Raw genomic sequence first — 16,175 nt, forward strand, 5'->3', positions numbered from 1 at the left:
CGATCAGGGCGCGCGCAGCACGAGGATGGCCAGATCGTCGGACATCGGCTCGGGCGAGAAATCCTGTACGGCACGGCGGATCCGCTCGGCCACCGCCCGAGCCGACAGGTCGACGCACTCCGCCAGCAGCCTGGACAGTCCGCCGTCATCGTCGAGGAGCCGGGTGCCCGACCGTCGCTCCGTCACCCCGTCGGTGACCCCCAGGAGCACGTCGCCGGGCCCCAGGTGTGCGCTCTCGGCGCGGAACTCCGCCTCCGGGAAGACCCCCAGCAGCGACTGGGGCGAGCCGACCACATCGACGGCGCCGCTCGGCCGCAGTCGCAGCGCCTCGGGGTGACCGGCGGAGACCAGGTGGATGGTGAGCCCGCCCTCGACGCGGGTGATCTCCCCGTGCAGCAGGGTCAGGAACCGGGCACGCTCCCCTTCTTCGAGGATGGCGTGATTGAGCCGGCCGACGACCGCGGCCACGCCGTACCCCTCGCGGGCGAGCAGCCGCAGCGTGTGACGGGCGAGGCCGGTGACGGCCGCCGCCTCCGGGCCGGTGCCGCAGACGTCGCCGATGGCGAACCGCCAGACTCCCTCGCTGACCGGGAACAGGTCGTAGAAGTCGCCGCCGACCTCGTTGGTCTCGCCGGCGGGCTCGTAGATGACGTGGAAGTCGAGCCCGGGCGTCGTCGGCTCGTCGGGCGGCAGCAGGCTTCGCTGGAGCGCCCGGTTCGCCGCCGCCTGTTGGGCGTACAGGCGCGCGTTGTCCATCGCGAGCGCCGCGCGGCGGCTGAGGTCCTCGGCGAGCTGCATCGCCTCGTCGGGGAACCGGTCGTGCCGGCCGAGGCACATCACCCCGAGTTGCCGCCCCCGGGCGGTCAGCGGGAAGGCCAGGGACTGCCAGCCGTCGACGTGCAGCACCACGGGGCCGTCCTCCGACGGCATCTGGGCGTCGGCGAGCCGCTCGCGCAGCCCGTCGATCTGCGTCTCGTCCGCATGCCACAGGTAGGCGAGCCGCAGCGGCCCGGTGGCGTGCGCGGCGGTGTAGACGGCACACCAGCTCGCCAGCCGGGGCACCACGACCTGCGCGATGATCGCGGGGACCATGTCGGGGTTCAGCGTGCCGGCCAGCAGTTCGCTCGCGTCGGCGAGGAAGCCCAGCCAGCCCGGCCCCCGCGCGGCCTCGGCGATCCACTCGTCCGCCGACTGCACCTCACCGCCCGGCAGCTTCAGCCGGGCCCAGCGGTTCCGGAGCGAGGGGGTGAACGTGACGCCCCAGGATGCGGCTCCGGCGGGCGAGCCGAACTCGGCCTGCTCCGACTTCTCCCGCACCTCTATCTGTACGCTGTCGCCCTGATGGATCCAGACGACTTCGAACGGCTCATCCGGTGCGCCCGCCACCAGTTCGGCCGCCAGCCGCTCGGCCTCGGCGTTCACGGACATGGCGGCCCAAGCGGTCATCACCTCTCGGGTGAACCGCTTGGCGTCGGGTACGGCGGTCTCGCCCGGCGTGAAGGACGCGGCGAGGACGGCACGAGGAGAATTATTCACCGTCATCGTGCATACCACATTCTCGCTTACTGGAGTAAACAAGGGGACGTCGCATTAGGCGGAACGTGACAGACTGACAAGGAGTCCGCGGCTGGATGGCTGTACGTCTTGGTCGCCGTACATGTGGGTCTTGGTCGCGTAACCCCCGCGGGGTGAAGGAGGCTAGATGGCGTCCGCCAACGTCGAGGCGGCTGGGACGGAGCGGGGCTACACCGAATCCGATCTCATGCCATTCGTGGAAACACTCGTCATGTGGCGGGACGGCAACTTCCGCAGGCGGGTGCCGCACGCCCCGCCCGGTGTCCTCAGCGAGATTCGGCTGCTGCTCAACGAGATGGCCGACCGGCGCGAGCACCAGGCCAACGAGCTGGCCCGGGTCCGTCGGGAGATCGCGAAAGAGGGCAGGTTCAGCGAGCGGCTCAGCCCCGGCCCCGGCGTGGGGTTGTGGGCCGAGAGCGTGGAAGCGGTCAACGATCTGATCGACGCGCTGGTCACCCCCGTCAGCGGCGCGGCGGACGTCATCGACGCGGTGGCCAAAGGAGACCTGTCCCGCAAGATAGAACTGGACCGTAGCTCACGCGGCGAGGTCAGGCGGCTCGGCAAGGCCATCAACGGCATGGTGGACCAGCTTTCGCTGTTCACCTCCGAGGTGACCCGCGTGGCCAAGGATCTGGGCACCGAGGGCAGGCTGGGCGGCCGGGCCAACCTGAAGGGCATGGCAGGAAGCTGGCGAGACCTCACCGAGTCGGTGAACACCATGTCGGCCCGCGTCTCCGCCCAGGTGCGCGACATCGCCGAGGTCACCACCGCGGTCGCCAGGGGCGACCTCAGCCGCAAGGTCACCGTCGACGCGGTCGGCGAGATGCTGGAACTGAAGAACACCGTGAACACCATGGTGGACCAGCTCTCCGCGTTCGCGGAGGAGGTCACCCGCGTCGCCCGCGAGGTCGGCACCGAAGGCCAACTCGGCGGCCAGGCCCAGGTGCGGGGCGTCTCCGGCGTCTGGAAGGACCTCACCGACAACGTCAACTCGATGGCCAACAACCTCACCTCCCAGGTGCGCAACATCGCCGCCGTCTCCACCGCCGTCGCCCAGGGCAACCTCACCAAGAAGATCACCGTCGACGCCCAGGGCGAGATCCTGGAGCTCAAGGAGACCCTCAACACGATGGTGGACCAGCTGTCCGCCTTCGCCGACGAGGTCACCCGCGTCGCCCGCGAGGTCGGCACCGAAGGCCGGCTCGGCGGCCGCGCCGAGGTGCGGGGCGTCTCCGGCGTCTGGAAGGACCTCACCGACAACGTCAACTCGATGGCCAACAACCTCACCTACCAGGTGCGCAACATCGCCCAGGTCACGACGGCCGTCGCCAACGGCGACCTGACCCGGAAGATCGACGTCGACGCCCAGGGCGAGATCCTGGAGCTGAAGAGCACCATGAACACGATGGTGGACCAGCTCTCCTCCTTCGCCTCCGAGGTCACCCGCGTCGCCCGCGAGGTCGGCACCGATGGCCAGCTCGGCGGCCAGGCCCAGGTGCGGGGCGTCTCCGGCGTCTGGAAGGACCTCACCGACAACGTCAACTCGATGGCCAACAACCTCACCTCCCAGGTGCGCAACATCGCCGCCGTCTCCACCGCCGTCGCCAACGGCGACCTCACCAAGAAGATCACCGTCGACGCCCAGGGCGAGATCCTCCAGCTCAAGGAGACCCTCAACACGATGGTGGACCAGCTGTCCGCCTTCGCCGACGAGGTCACCCGCGTCGCCCGCGAGGTCGGCACCGAGGGCCGCCTCGGCGGCCAGGCCCGGGTCCGCGGTGTGTCGGGTGTCTGGAAGGACCTCACCGACAACGTCAACTCGATGGCGAACAACCTCACCTATCAGGTGCGCGACATCGCCGAGGTGACCACGGCGGTCGCCAAGGGCGACCTGACCCTCAAGGTCGACGTCGACGCCCAGGGCGAGATCCTCGCGTTGAAGACCACGATCAACCGGATGGTGGACCAGCTCTCCTCGTTCGCCTCGGAGGTCACCCGAATGGCGCAGGAGGTCGGCTCCGAGGGCCGCCTCGGCGGCCAGGCCCGGGTCGAGGGCGTCGAGGGCATCTGGAAGGGCCTCACCGAGAGCGTGAACGAGCTGGCCGCCCGCCTCACCACACAGGTGCGCGCGATCGCCGCGGTGACCAGCGCGGTCGCCCGCGGCGACCTGACCCAGTCGGTCACGGCCGAGGCCGAGGGCGAGCTCGCCGACCTCAAGGACAACATCAACACTATGGTGGCCAACCTGCGGGCCACCACGAAGGCCAACGAGGAGCAGGACTGGCTCAAGTCCAACCTGGCCAGGATCTCCCGCCTCATGCAGGGCCACCGCGACCTGTTCGAGGTCGCCAGGCTGATCATGAGCGAGCTCACCCCGCTCGTCTCCGCCAGCCACGGCGCCGCGTACCTGGTGGTGGACGGCGAGCTCAACCTGATCGCCGGGTACGGCATCCAGCCGGGCTCGAGCCCCCGGCAGAGCTTCGCCTTCGGCGAGGGCATCGTCGGCCAGGCCGCCCTCGGGGACCAGCCGATCATCCTGGAGAACATCCCCGGCGAGAACATCACCATCGAGACCGGTCTCAGCAGGTCGCAGCCGGCGCAGATCGTCGTCCTGCCGATCCCGTTCGAGAACAAGGTCCTCGGCGTGCTGGAGATGGCCTCGTTCACCCAGTTCAGCGAGGTCCACCTCGACTTCCTCACCCAGCTCGTGGAGACCATCGGCGTCACCACCAACACGATCATGGCCAACTCCCGCACCGAGGACCTGCTCACGGAGTCGCAGCGGCTCGCCCACGAACTGCAGGAGCGCTCCGACGAGCTGCAGCGCCAGCAGGAGGAGCTGCGCAGGTCCAACGCCGAGCTGGAGGACAAGGCGGCGCTGCTGGCCAAGCAGAACCGGGCCATCGAGATCCAGAACTTCCAGATCGAGCAGGCCAGGCGGACGCTGGAGGAGCGGGCCGAGCAGCTCGCGGTCTCCTCGCGGTACAAGACCGAGTTCCTCGCCAACATGTCCCACGAGCTGCGCACCCCGCTGAACAGCCTGCTCGTGCTCGCCAAGCTCCTGACGGAGAACACCGACGGCAACCTGACCGCGCAGCAGGTCGAGTTCGCCAAGACCATCCACGGGGCGGGCTCCGCGCTGCTCCAGCTCATCAACGACATCCTCGACCTGTCCAAGGTCGAGGCGGGGCGGATGGACATCGACCCGCAGCAGCTCTCGCTGCCCAAGCTGGTCGATTACGTCGAGGCCACCTTCGCGCCCCTCGCCCAGGACAAGGGGCTGTCGTTCGCCGTCACAGTGGACCCGGACGTACCGAACGAGCTGCACACGGACGAGCAGCGCCTGCAGCAGGTGCTGCGCAACCTGCTCTCCAACGCCGTCAAGTTCACCCCCAAGGGACAGGTGCGGCTGGAGGTCACCCCGGCTCCGCGGGACGTGTCGTACGTCGACGAGACGCTCCAGGGTCTGGAGGGCGTCGTCGCGTTCAAGGTCGTGGACAGCGGCATCGGCATCGCCCCGGACAAGCTGGAGGTCATCTTCGAGGCGTTCCGACAGGCCGACGGGACCACGAGCCGCAAGTACGGCGGCACCGGCCTCGGCCTGTCGATCTGCCGTGAGATCGCCCGGCTGCTCGGCGGAGAGATCCACGTGGACAGCGCGCCGGGGGTGGGCAGCACGTTCACCCTCTACCTGCCGATGGTCTACTCGGGACCGCTCGCGTCACCCGACGGCGGGGCCACCACCGGGGGCGGCCCGGCGGCCGATCACCGTGTCTCGGTGCCCGTTCTGGAGGCGGAGGAGATCCGCCCGGAGATCCCGATGCCCACCGAACTGCCGTCTCCCCAGATCATGCCGGTGCTGGACGGGCAGGATTGGCAGGGCGATGACCCGCTCATCGGAACCAAGATCCTTATCGTGGACGACGACATCCGCAACGTGTTCGCGCTCACCAGCGTGCTCGAACGGCACGGCTCGACCGTGGTCTACGCCGAGAACGGTCGCGAGGGCATCGAACAACTCGAACGCAACGAGGATGTCGCGCTCGTCCTGATGGACATCATGATGCCGGAGATGGACGGCTGGGCCACCACCTCGGCGATCAGGCAGATGCCCCAGTTCGCCGAACTTCCGATCATCGCGCTTACCGCGAAGGTCCTGCGCGGAGACCGGGAGAAGAGCATCGCCTCCGGAGCATCCGACTACGTGCCCAAGCCGGTCGACGTCGACCGGCTCCTGGAACGACTCCGCGGCTGGCTGATGCGTGGCCGCTCCGACGTGGCGGAACGGCCACGGTCGACCTCGAACACAGGGCCTCATGAGACCGACGAAGGGGAGTGATCGATGGCTGATCGCGTAAAGGTCCTCCTCGTTGACGACCGCGAAGAGAATCTGATCGCACTTGAGGCGATCCTCAGCTCGCTGGACGTGGTCCCGGTGCGGGCCAAATCCGGCGAGGAAGCGCTCAAGGCCCTGCTGTCATCCGATTTCGCGCTCATCCTCCTCGACGTGCGAATGCCCGGAATGGACGGCTTCGAGACCGCCGCACACATCAAGCGGCGGGAGCGTACCCGCAACATCCCGATCATCTTCCTGACCGTGGTAGACAGCGCCCCCGACTACGCCTTCCGGGGGTACGCCGCCGGGGCCGTCGACTACCTGACCAAACCCTTCGATCCCTGGGTCCTGCGGGCCAAGGTCGCCGTGTTCGTACAGCTCTACACGATGAACCAGCGTCTCGCCGAGCAGTCGGCGCTGCTTCGCGAGCGGTTGGCGTCCGAGGTGTCGGGCGGTGCCGGGGCCACCGGGGGCGTCGGCCAGGTGTCCCTACTGGCCGAGCTGTCCAACCGGATCGTCGCCGTCCAAGACGAACTCCGGCGGGTCCGCGAGATCGCGGACAAGTCGGGAGACAGCACGCTCAACGGGGCGATCGCCGAGCTCAGTGAACGGATCAGGCACCTTCGGGCCGGATTCGACGCCCTCCAGTGACCCCCACGCCCACCCCCAGGACCGTGATCTTGCGAATACTCGCACATGTGTGCCGCGACCAGGCATTTCATCGTCCATGATCTTGCATTTTCTCGCAGGCACCTGCCCGGAACAGCGAAAACACCGCCCGTGATCTTGCACTCACGACTGCGAGATCACGAATGGGAAAAGCGCAGGTCAGATGACTCGTCTGCGAGAAACTGCAAGATCACGGGGTAGGGGGTGGGGGGATAACGATCACGGGACACGATCTAGTGGCGTGCCCGTTCGAGTGCGTCCCAGAAGCCGCGGCGGAGGGCGTGACGTACCTCGTCGTGGAGCAGGAAGTCGATCGGCAGCGATGATCCCTGCAGCAGACGCGCCTCGAGGTCGGACGGCATGCGGGGTTTACGCGCCAGAACCGCCTCCAACCAGAGGGCGGGAGCATCGCGCGCCACCGAATCGCCGAAGTCATGGCCCTCCTTGTGCGCGGCCTGCACCGCCTCGGCGAGGGTCGTGGTGGCCGCGGACTGAGGCGGCACAGGAGCGGGGTGCGGCCCTGTGTACGGCCCAAGCGCGGGCGAGTAGCTCCCACCGCCCCCGTACTGCTGCGAAGGGGAGGACATCGGCGTCTGGGACGGAACACCTTGGGATGGAATCCCCTGCGGCGTCCCCTGCGACATCTCCTGTGACGAGGCATGTTGCGACGACGCGCCCTGGGATGGCGGAGCCTGCGGCGGAGCAGCCGATTGGGGCTGATGGCGCGCCCGCTGAGGTAGCCCCTGGGACGGCGGCGACTGCGACTCGGAGACCAACCCCGGATAGCCGGACGGCGAACCCTCTACGGGCGTCGACGAGTGGGCCGAGGTCGAGGGCTGGGTCGGGTTGGAGGGCGGCGCAGAGCCGGACGAGCGGGCGGGACCGGACGAGCCGGCGGGCAGCGCGGGCTGGGCCGGGCCGGGCGGCGGGGCCGGCGGGAGTTGCGCGGGCGGCGACGGCTGCGCCGGCGGCAGCGCGGGCTGTGAGGACTGTGTGGGCGGTGAAGGGCGAGCGTGCGCCGCGCCCGAGGGCCGCCCGCTCCCCTGTGACCCGTTGGCATGCGGCGCCTGGCCGTTGCCGTGCCCCTGACTGTTGCTGTGCGCCTGGCCGTTGCCGTGCCCCTGACTGTTGCCGTGTGCCTGGCCGTTGCTCGCCGCCTGCTGGTGGCGGTGCTGACCGTTGCCACTCAGCGGACCACCGGGATCGGCGCTAGTGATCATGGTGATGTACGGCCGGAGGTGACCGGCGCCGATCTCGATGAGGTCGTCGCACTCCTGCCGCAGCGTCCGAGATGCCGCCCAGGCGCTTTCGGCGGCGATCTGCATGACGGTGACACGAATGCCGAGATCCTGGGCATCGCTGACCACCTGGGCCAGATCCTCGTCACCGCTGACGACGACGGCGTCGCAGATCGCGTTGTTACGAGCCAGGGTCATCAGGTCGCGATGCGTCTGGGCGTCCACGCCCTCACGACGTCCGGGCCGGATCCGGGCCAGGCGCAGTTTGAGGCCCGGGATGTCGGCCAGCACATCGTGTTCCGGCGTCCGGCGCCCCTCAACAGTCGCCTCGTACCAGTAGCAGCGCAGCAACGGCAGGCCGGTACGCTCACGCGACAGGCTGGTGAGCAACTGCAGCAGACCGGGATAGTCCCAGGTGACGGCTTCACGATGGCGGGTCCCATGCACGGCCATCGCGCCGTCCGCCAGCAAGTAGCCAGCGTCAACGAACAGCGCGCACCGATCCACGTGACACCGCCCTTCCTACGTGGCTCTATCAGGGTAGTGAAGCGGGTAGATCGCGCGAGGCGATTCCCGGCGATTCAGCCGACGCCCCTGACGTCGCAGTGCTTAACGCAGACCGTACCAGTTTGCCCCGTTTTTGCCTTCCCTCCAATGGTCAGGAGGTTAGGACCACGTGTGGGTGGTGATCGCGGCGACTCCAAAGAGGAGCCCCTCCCGCCTGGTCTTCAGCCGGAGCACCGGGTGGCGGCCGAGAAGCGTCTGGAAGGTGTCCACCGCCACCGCCGATACACCGGTTCGTCTGCCTCGATGACCGGCACCCACCCGCGACCGGTCGCTCAACGTCGCCACGCCGTCTCCCGCGCCGGTCGCGTTCCACAGTACGAGATCGACTCTGGCCGGCGCCGTGTCGGCGGCGAGACCGTCAAGCGGGATCTTCGTCATCTCACCGCTCCCCACCGAGGCCGCGTCCAGGACCGTCGCGGTGCCGTACGGCTGCCGCCTGTCCTCGGCCACCACGACCAGGCTCCATCCGGCCTGTCTGGCGGCCCCCGGCCCGGTGGGAGCGTCGGCGACCCACCAACGGCCCCCGCGAGCCTCACGGACCATGGGGGTGACGTCCGCGAACGCCTGGTAGCCGGTGCGCCGGTCCCGGTGGGTCACCTCCGTCGCCTCGATCGTCCGATAACTCGGGGCGCCCGGAGGTCGGACCCTGACCGCTCGACCGGAATCGGATCTTTGGCTGGCGCCGGAGGCCCGGGCATCGCCGGTGTTTCGGGCGCTCTCCTGGCCGATCGCCGACCAGTAGAGGCCCGCCCAGAGCACCCTGCTCCCGGTGGGCAGGTCGAGGCGGGCGCAACTCGAGGTGCGCGTGACCGGATCGTCGTCGAGGTCGACCGGCACCGCCACGCCCGGGCCGCCTGCCCGCGGCTCACCGGAGTCGGCGGGTGCGCAGTCCGGGCGTCTGGCGACGCGGCCCAGCAGCGCGTTGCCGATGGTCCGGGTCAGCACCCGGCCCGTCGCGGCGAACCTGGCCGCGGCGCCGGCGTCCCGTACCCCCGAATCCGACTTGGCGACCGTCTCGAGCGAGCCGGACCGCACCGACGCCCCGAGTCCCTCGCCCTTCGGGGCATCGGCCGCCACGTTCACCGGCAGGAAGAGCGTGCTTTTCTCACCGGAGGCGAGTCCCGGGTGAGCGCATCGCACGCGCTGCCCGGCCGTACGGCAGGTCCAGCCGTCCCGCGTGCCGGAGTCCGTCGGGGTGACGCCCCGCGGCAGACGTACCGTGGCCGTGACGCCCTGCCCGGCAGCCGTACCGGGGTTGCGAAGCCGAAGGGCGACGATCCCGGGTCTGGCCGGCACGAGCGCGCCGAGCGGGGCGATGCTCGCGACCAGCGCGGGCCGCGTGGCCCCCGGTTCCCTCGGATTCGTCGGGCCCGTCCGGGCCGTGGGCGACGTCTGCCGCCGCACCTGTTGACGGGTGACCGGCGGGGCGGCCCGTCCAGGCTTGCCGAGCACTCGTGCCGGTCGATCCTCCCGAGCGCGGGTCCCGGTCGTCTGTGACCCCGTCGTCTGTGACCCCGTCGTCTGTGACCCCGTCGTCTGCGAACCCGTCGTCTGCGAACCCACCGCCTGCGACCCGGCCGTCTGTGAACCCACCGCCTGCGACCCGGTGACCTGGGAACCCACCGCCTGTGATCCGGTCGCCTGCGAACCGGTGGCCTGCGACCCCGTCGCCTGCGAACCGGCGGTGCCGGTCGCGGCGGACAGGGAGGCATCGGATTCGGCGGCGGGAGTGCCCGCGGGTGAGCCGGAAGCGGGGTACGGGAGCAGAGCCGATTCTCCCCTCGCCAGGGGCTTCTTGACGGCCGGCCCGGAGACGAGCAGGAACATGCCCAGGGTCAGGGCGGCGGCGGCCGCGCCCGCCATGACGGCGCGGTACGGCGTGGGCAGCCGGGAGAGCACGGGTACGCCCCGCGGCTCGACGCCCACCCCGTCACCCGCCGCAGCGAGGTCCGCGAGGTAGTCGTCGACGGCCGGCCCGGCCACGAGCGGACCGACGATCGCCCGCAATCCCTGCGTCACGTCCGCGAGTTCCAGGTACACCGACCGGCAGTCGATGCACCCGGCGACGTGCTCGTCCACTCCGCCGGCATCACGCTTGGGCAGGCCGCCCTCGACGTACTGCACGATCTTGGGCAGGACCGGGCGGCACTCCTCGTCGGGTCCGGCGTCCTCGTGGAGCCTGAGGTAAGCCTGCCGGAGTCCCGCACGGGCCTGCGCGACGAGTGCCGCCGTGCCTTTCGCGGAAAGGTTGAGGAACGAGCCGATCTCCCCCAGCCCCGTGCCCTCGATCTCGGCATGCCACAGCACCATCTGCCACTGCTCGGGCAGCGCGAGATAGGCCCGGGCGATCGCCGAGCGTTCCAGCCCGGCCAGCTCCGGGTCCACGTGGACGTGACCCGGATGCGCCAGGTCCACCTCACCGATGGCCAGGTAGCGCCGGATCGCCATCAGCAGGTAGGGACGGAAGGCGCAGGCGGGACCGCCGTCGCACCGGATCATGTCCAGGACCCGGGCGAAGGTCTCGACCAGCACCTCCTCGACCTCGTCCTCGCCCTGCACGAGTTGCCGAGCCAGGGACCGGGCCGCGCCCACGTGCCGCTGGTACAGCACGCCGTAGGCCGCGGTGCTGCCGGCCTGTACGGCCTCCAGCAACTCGATGTCAGTTTGCCGGGCTTGTCTACTCATCGTGACCTCGCGATTACCGGGCGTTGCAAGGCCATTAATTCCGCACTCCGCGGCATGCCTAAACCGAGGTGGCCGGTTTACCCGGAGCGACAGGTGTCCGACACGTCATCGCCAGGCCGTACGCTGAGCACCATGAGCGACCGCGACAGCCTCCTTGACGAGATCAAGAAAAAGGGAATCGTGCACGGCCGGGTCGTGCTCTCGTCGGGCAAGGAGGCCGACTGGTACGTGGACCTGCGGCGCATCACGCTGGACGCGGTGGCCGCGCCGCTGGTGGGCCGGGTGATGCTGGATCTCACGGAGGACCTCGGCTACGAGGCCGTCGGAGGATTGACGCTGGGCGCCGACCCGGTGGCGACCGCGATGCTGCACGCGGCAGCCGCACGCGGCGGCGCGTTGGACGCGTTCGTCGTACGGAAGGCGGGCAAGGCGCACGGCCTGCAGCGCAGGGTCGAGGGGCCGGACGTCGCCGGGCGGCGCGTGCTGGCCGTTGAGGACACCACGACCACGGGCGGCTCGGTGCTGACCGCGGTCGAGGCGCTGCGGGAGGCCGGCGCCGAGGTCGTGGGCATCGCGACGATCGTGCACCGCGGCGGCGACGAGAACCTCGCCGCGACCGGCCTGCCGTACCGCTCGGCCTTCAGCCTCAGTGATCTCGGGCTCGTGTGACTTTGAAAGATTCGCGCTCGCCGGGTTTGCCGGTGGCGCGGGGTTTGCCGTTCTCGAAGACCTGGACCGCGCTCCCGTCACCCAGGACCACGTCGAGTTCGGGTTCGAAATAGGACGCCTGCTCATCCTGGGTCAGGTCGCGGTCGATGAGCACGTCGCCGCCGGGCACCCGGACGAAGACCGGACAACTGTCTGCCTCGCAGACGATCCGTACGGTGGGCGCCCCCGTGTTCTGAGTCCCCGTGTTCTGAGTCCCCGTGCTCTGCGGTCGCGCCGACTCCGCGGGGGTCGTGGGAGCGCTGGCGGGTGCGCTTGAGGACGGGGCGGGCTCCGGAACGTCGCCGGAGCCGAGCGCGGACAGCAGCGCCCGCGCACCGATCACGATCAGCGCGACCAGCAGCAACACCGCCAGGCCGACGAATGCCAGCCTGGTGATGCCCATCGGGTCAGACCTGTGCCGTCCCACATTGTGGAAGGGTAGCGGGTGTGAGACTTGTCTCAGTGCCGATGGGTCACTTCGGCGCGTGATGGCGGCCCTTCGGCTCGATCCGGGTGGCCTTGCGGTTCTTCAGCACCTCCCTGACGATCGGGAGGATGGACAGGATCACCACCACGAAGACGCCGGGCAGGATGTACTTGTCGATGTTCTCGACCCTGGTGCCGAGGAAGTGGCCGAGCACCAGCAGCGCCTCGACCCACACGACGCCGCCCACGACGTTCCAGAGGAAGAAACGGCGCGGGTCCATCTCCAGCACCCCGGCGACCGGGTTCATGAAGGTGCGGACGATCGGCATGAACCGGGCGACGACGACGGCCTTGGCCGGGCCGAACTTCTCGAAGTAGAACTCGGCCTTGTCGACGTGCTCCTTCTTGAACAGCCGGGAGTCCGGCTTGTCGAACATCTTGCGGCCGAATCTCGAGCCGAGATAGTGGCCGAGCTGCGCCCCCGCGATGGCGGCGAGCGGCGTGCAGACGAGCAGCACGGGCAGCGACAGCGGTTCGATGCCCAGGTTCCGCGCGGCGGCGGCGCCGCTGAAGATGCCCGCGGCGACCAGCAGCGAGTCGCCCGGAAGGAAGAACCCGATGAGCAGGCCGGTCTCGGCGAACACGATGGCGATGACGCCGATCGTGGCGAAGGCGCCGAGCATGCCCAGCCACCACTTCGGGTCGAGTAGATCGAGGAGGACGTCCACGAGGTGAGCCTACCCGTCGCGTATCAGCCGAGAGTCAAGCGAAACAGGCGCTCCGTGCGCACCTCGCGGGAGACGGCGGTGCCGCTTTCCTCCGCGGCGTGACCTTCGGGATACTGGGCATCGCCGGGTTAACGTCCAAGAGGAGATGACTACCGATGGCTATCGCGACCCCAGAGGTCTACGCCGAGATGCTCGACCGGGCCAAGGCGGGGGGCTTCGCCTACCCGGCGATCAACGTGACCTCGTCCCAGACGTTGAACGCCGCGCTCCGCGGTTTCGCCGAGGCGGAGAGCGACGGGATCATCCAGGTCTCGACCGGCGGCGCCGAGTTCCTGTCCGGCACGACCGTGAAGGACATGGTGACCGGGTCGGTGGCGCTGGCCGAGTACGCCCGGGTCGTCGCCGACAAGTACCCGGTGACCGTGGCCCTGCACACCGACCACTGCCCGAAGAACAAGCTGGACGGCTTCATGCGCCCGCTCATCGAGATCTCGCGCGAGCGGGTCTCCCGGGGCCAGGACCCGCTCTTCCAGTCCCACATGTGGGACGGCTCCGCCGTACCGCTTGAGGAGAACCTCTCCATCGCCGCCGAGCTGATCGAGAAGTGCGCCGCGGCTCGCATCGTCATGGAGATGGAGATCGGTGTCGTCGGCGGTGAGGAGGACGGCATCGTCGGGGAGATCAACGAGAAGCTGTACACCACGCCCGAGGACGCCATCGCCACCGCCGAGGCCGTCGGCCTGGGCGAGCGCGGCCGCTACATGCTCGCCGCGACCTTCGGCAACGTGCACGGCGTCTACAAGCCCGGTCACGTCAAGCTGCGCCCGTCCGTGCTCAAGGACATCCAGGAGGCCGTCGGGGCCAAGTACGGCAAGGACAAGCCGTTCGACCTGGTCTTCCACGGCGGTTCCGGCTCGCTACTCGAGGAGATCCACGAGGCGATCTCGTACGGCGTGGTGAAGATGAACATCGACACCGACACCCAGTACGCCTTCACCCGGCCGATCGTGGACCACATCTTCAAGAACTACGACGGCGTCCTGAAGGTCGACGGCGAGGTCGGCAACAAGAAGGCCTACGACCCCCGCGCGTACGGCAAGTCCGCCGAGACCGGCATGGCCGCCCGGATCGTCGAGGCGTGCCGGCACCTGAAGTCCGCCGGCACGAAGCTCAAGTAAGCAGGCGGGTCACGCGGAAACGGAGGATTTTTCGACGATCTTCCGTTTCCGCGTGAACGCGGTGAACGTCACTGGGACCAGCCGTTACTTTCGTGCCCTCCACAGGTGAGACTGTGCACATGGAATCGCACGAGAACCTCCTTGCCGGTCCGCTGCCCACCCGGCTGCCGGACCACCCCGAGGCCCGCGAGATGCTGGAGGCGGGCACGAAGGCGGCCGACGTGGCCGCGCGCTTCCCCGCCTACCCGGCGGCCTGGGCCACCCTCGCCGAGGACTACTTCGCGGCAGGCCACGCGGTGACGTCGTACGCCTTCGCGCGCACCGGTTACCACCGGGGGCTCGACCAACTCCGGCGTTCCGGATGGAAGGGCCACGGCCCGATCCCCTGGGAGCACGAGCCGAACCGGGGGTTCCTGCGATGCCTGTTCGCGCTCTCACGGGCCGCGCAGGCGATCGGAGAGAAGGACGAGGCCGAGCGCTGCTCCCAGTTCCTGCGGGACAGCAGCGCGACCGCCGCCGACGCTCTGAACGGCGCGCCCTGACTGGTTTCCAACGGCAACGCCCGATCATCCCAGGTCCCCGGAGCCGCGGGGCCTGGGATAGTCTCTGGTTGCAAGAGCCCCTGCCGCGCTTGCGTCAGGGGTTTTCCATTTGTGCTCGGGAGTGGGACCATGCCGGCTGTCGTTCTCGTGGGCGCCCAGTGGGGCGACGAGGGCAAGGGAAAGGCCACCGACCTGCTGGGCGGCGACGTCGACTATGTCGTGCGCTACCAGGGCGGCAACAACGCGGGCCACACCGTGGTCATCGGCGATCAGAAGTACGCGCTGCATCTGCTGCCGACCGGGGTGCTGTCACCTGACGTCGTGCCGGTCATCGGCAACGGCGTCGTCATCGACCCCGGTGTGCTGCTCAGCGAGATCGACGGCCTCGCCGAACGCGGGATCACCTGCGACCGCCTGCTGATCTCAGCGAACGCCCACTTGATCATGCCCCACCACAAGGCCATCGACAAGGTGACCGAGCGCTATCTCGGCAAGTCCAAGATCGGTACGACCGGGCGGGGCATCGGGCCTACCTACGGCGACAAGATCTCCCGCATGGGCATCCGCGTACAGGACCTGCTGGACCCGGGCATCCTCGGCCAGAAGATCGAGGCCGCGCTCACCGAGAAGAACCAGATTCTCACGAAGATCTACAATCGCCGCGGCCTGGAGCCGGCCAAGATCCTGGAGGAGTACCTCGGCTACGCCGAGCGGCTGCGCCCCCACATCACCGACACCTCGCTCGTGCTGACCCGGGCGCTCGACGAGGGCAAGGTCGTGCTGCTCGAAGGCGGCCAGGGCACGCTGCTCGACATCGACCACGGCACCTACCCCTTCGTCACGTCGAGCTCGCCCACCTCCGGCGGCGCCTGCACCGGCTCGGGCATCCCCCCGAACCGGCTGACCAGGATAATCGGCATTCTGAAGGCTTACACCACGCGCGTCGGCTCCGGGCCGTTCCCGACCGAACTGCTCGACGAACAGGGCGAGTGGCTGCGCCAGACCGGCGGCGAGTTCGGCGTCACCACCGGACGCAACCGCCGCTGCGGCTGGTTCGACGCGGTCATCGCGCGCTACGCCACGCGGATCAACGGCGTCACCGACTTCTTCCTCACCAAGCTGGACGTGCTGTCCGGGCTGGAGCGGATCCCGGTCTGCGTCGCCTACGACGTCGACGGCGTGCGGCACGACGAGATCCCGATGACGCAGACCGAGTTCCACCACGCCAAGCCGATCTACGAGGAGCTGCCCGGCTGGCAGGAGGACATCACCGGTGCCAAGACCTTCGAGGATCTGCCGCCGAACGCCCAGGCGTACGTCCGGGCGCTCGAGGAGATGAGCGGCGCCCCGATCTCCGCCATCGGCGTCGGTCCCGGCCGGACCCAGACGCTGCAGCTCCGCTCCCTCGTCTGAGTTTCTCGCCACGTCGGGGTCACGTACGGCTGGATCCAGTATGCATGCGTCCCAGGTGCGGCGCCCCGTCCGGTAAAGTCCCGTACGACCACGCCGTATGGGACGGTAAT

At 69.1% G+C, this 16,175-nt stretch carries 11 protein-coding genes; 6 read left to right on the top strand and 5 right to left on the bottom strand.

Going from position 1 to position 16,175, the window contains the following annotated elements; translation table 11 throughout:
- Positions 1–3 precede the first annotated feature (3 nt).
- Positions 4–1,542 carry a PP2C family protein-serine/threonine phosphatase gene (locus tag ACFHYQ_RS22730; RefSeq protein ID WP_394303152.1) on the bottom strand — a complete coding sequence of 513 codons (1,539 nt, stop codon included), beginning with the start codon at positions 1,540–1,542 and terminating at the stop codon, positions 4–6.
- A gap of 160 nt (positions 1,543–1,702) precedes the next feature.
- Here ACFHYQ_RS22730 and ACFHYQ_RS22735 point away from each other — a divergent pair, with 160 nt between their 5' ends.
- Positions 1,703–5,914 (top strand): HAMP domain-containing protein, encoded by a 4,212-nt coding sequence (locus ACFHYQ_RS22735; protein ID WP_394303153.1) that lies wholly within the window; start codon positions 1,703–1,705, stop codon positions 5,912–5,914.
- 3 nt (positions 5,915–5,917) lie between these two features.
- On the top strand, positions 5,918–6,562 hold the full coding sequence (locus ACFHYQ_RS22740; RefSeq protein ID WP_394303154.1) for a response regulator: 645 nt from the start codon (positions 5,918–5,920) through the stop codon (positions 6,560–6,562).
- Between the two features lie 251 nt (positions 6,563–6,813).
- On the opposite strand, the gene ACFHYQ_RS22745 is transcribed toward ACFHYQ_RS22740, so the two are convergent.
- Both ACFHYQ_RS22745 and ACFHYQ_RS22750 read right to left on the bottom strand, forming a co-directional pair.
- The gene (locus tag ACFHYQ_RS22745) at positions 6,814–8,289 is read right to left on the bottom strand and encodes an NYN domain-containing protein (protein WP_394303155.1); all 1,476 of its coding nucleotides are present in this window, start codon (positions 8,287–8,289) and stop codon (positions 6,814–6,816) included.
- A 195-nt stretch (positions 8,290–8,484) separates the two neighbouring features.
- A complete protein-coding gene (locus tag ACFHYQ_RS22750; RefSeq protein WP_394303156.1) occupies positions 8,485–11,070 on the bottom strand; it encodes a hypothetical protein in 2,586 nt (861 codons plus the stop codon).
- Positions 11,071–11,202: 132 nt separating this feature from the next.
- Between ACFHYQ_RS22750 and pyrE the strand changes: the two genes are divergently transcribed.
- A complete protein-coding gene (gene pyrE, locus ACFHYQ_RS22755; RefSeq protein WP_394303157.1) occupies positions 11,203–11,739 on the top strand; it encodes an orotate phosphoribosyltransferase in 537 nt (178 codons plus the stop codon).
- On the opposite strand, the gene ACFHYQ_RS22760 is transcribed toward pyrE, so the two are convergent.
- On the bottom strand, positions 11,717–12,205 hold the full coding sequence (locus ACFHYQ_RS22760; protein ID WP_394303158.1) for a hypothetical protein: 489 nt from the start codon (positions 12,203–12,205) through the stop codon (positions 11,717–11,719). The two genes, pyrE and ACFHYQ_RS22760, sit on opposite strands and share 23 nt — an antisense overlap.
- 46 nt (positions 12,206–12,251) lie before the next feature.
- Positions 12,252–12,932 carry a DedA family protein gene (locus tag ACFHYQ_RS22765; protein WP_394303159.1) on the bottom strand — a complete coding sequence of 227 codons (681 nt, stop codon included), beginning with the start codon at positions 12,930–12,932 and terminating at the stop codon, positions 12,252–12,254.
- 155 nt (positions 12,933–13,087) lie between these two features.
- Here ACFHYQ_RS22765 and fbaA point away from each other — a divergent pair, with 155 nt between their 5' ends.
- The 3 genes from fbaA (at position 13,088) to ACFHYQ_RS22780 (ending at position 16,065) form a co-directional block, all read left to right on the top strand.
- Positions 13,088–14,110, top strand: coding sequence for a class II fructose-bisphosphate aldolase (gene fbaA / locus ACFHYQ_RS22770; RefSeq protein ID WP_394303160.1), 1,023 nt, complete (start codon positions 13,088–13,090; stop codon positions 14,108–14,110).
- Between the two features lie 119 nt (positions 14,111–14,229).
- The gene (locus ACFHYQ_RS22775) at positions 14,230–14,652 is read left to right on the top strand and encodes a DUF3151 domain-containing protein (protein ID WP_394303161.1); all 423 of its coding nucleotides are present in this window, start codon (positions 14,230–14,232) and stop codon (positions 14,650–14,652) included.
- A gap of 129 nt (positions 14,653–14,781) precedes the next feature.
- Positions 14,782–16,065: an adenylosuccinate synthase gene (locus ACFHYQ_RS22780; protein ID WP_394303162.1), complete on the top strand. Its 1,284-nt coding sequence runs from the start codon at positions 14,782–14,784 to the stop codon at positions 16,063–16,065.
- The last annotated feature ends 110 nt before the right edge of the window (positions 16,066–16,175 follow it).

It is taken from the genome of Sphaerimonospora cavernae (assembly GCF_042435035.1).
In the GTDB taxonomy this organism is placed as follows: domain Bacteria; phylum Actinomycetota; class Actinomycetes; order Streptosporangiales; family Streptosporangiaceae; genus Sphaerimonospora; species Sphaerimonospora cavernae.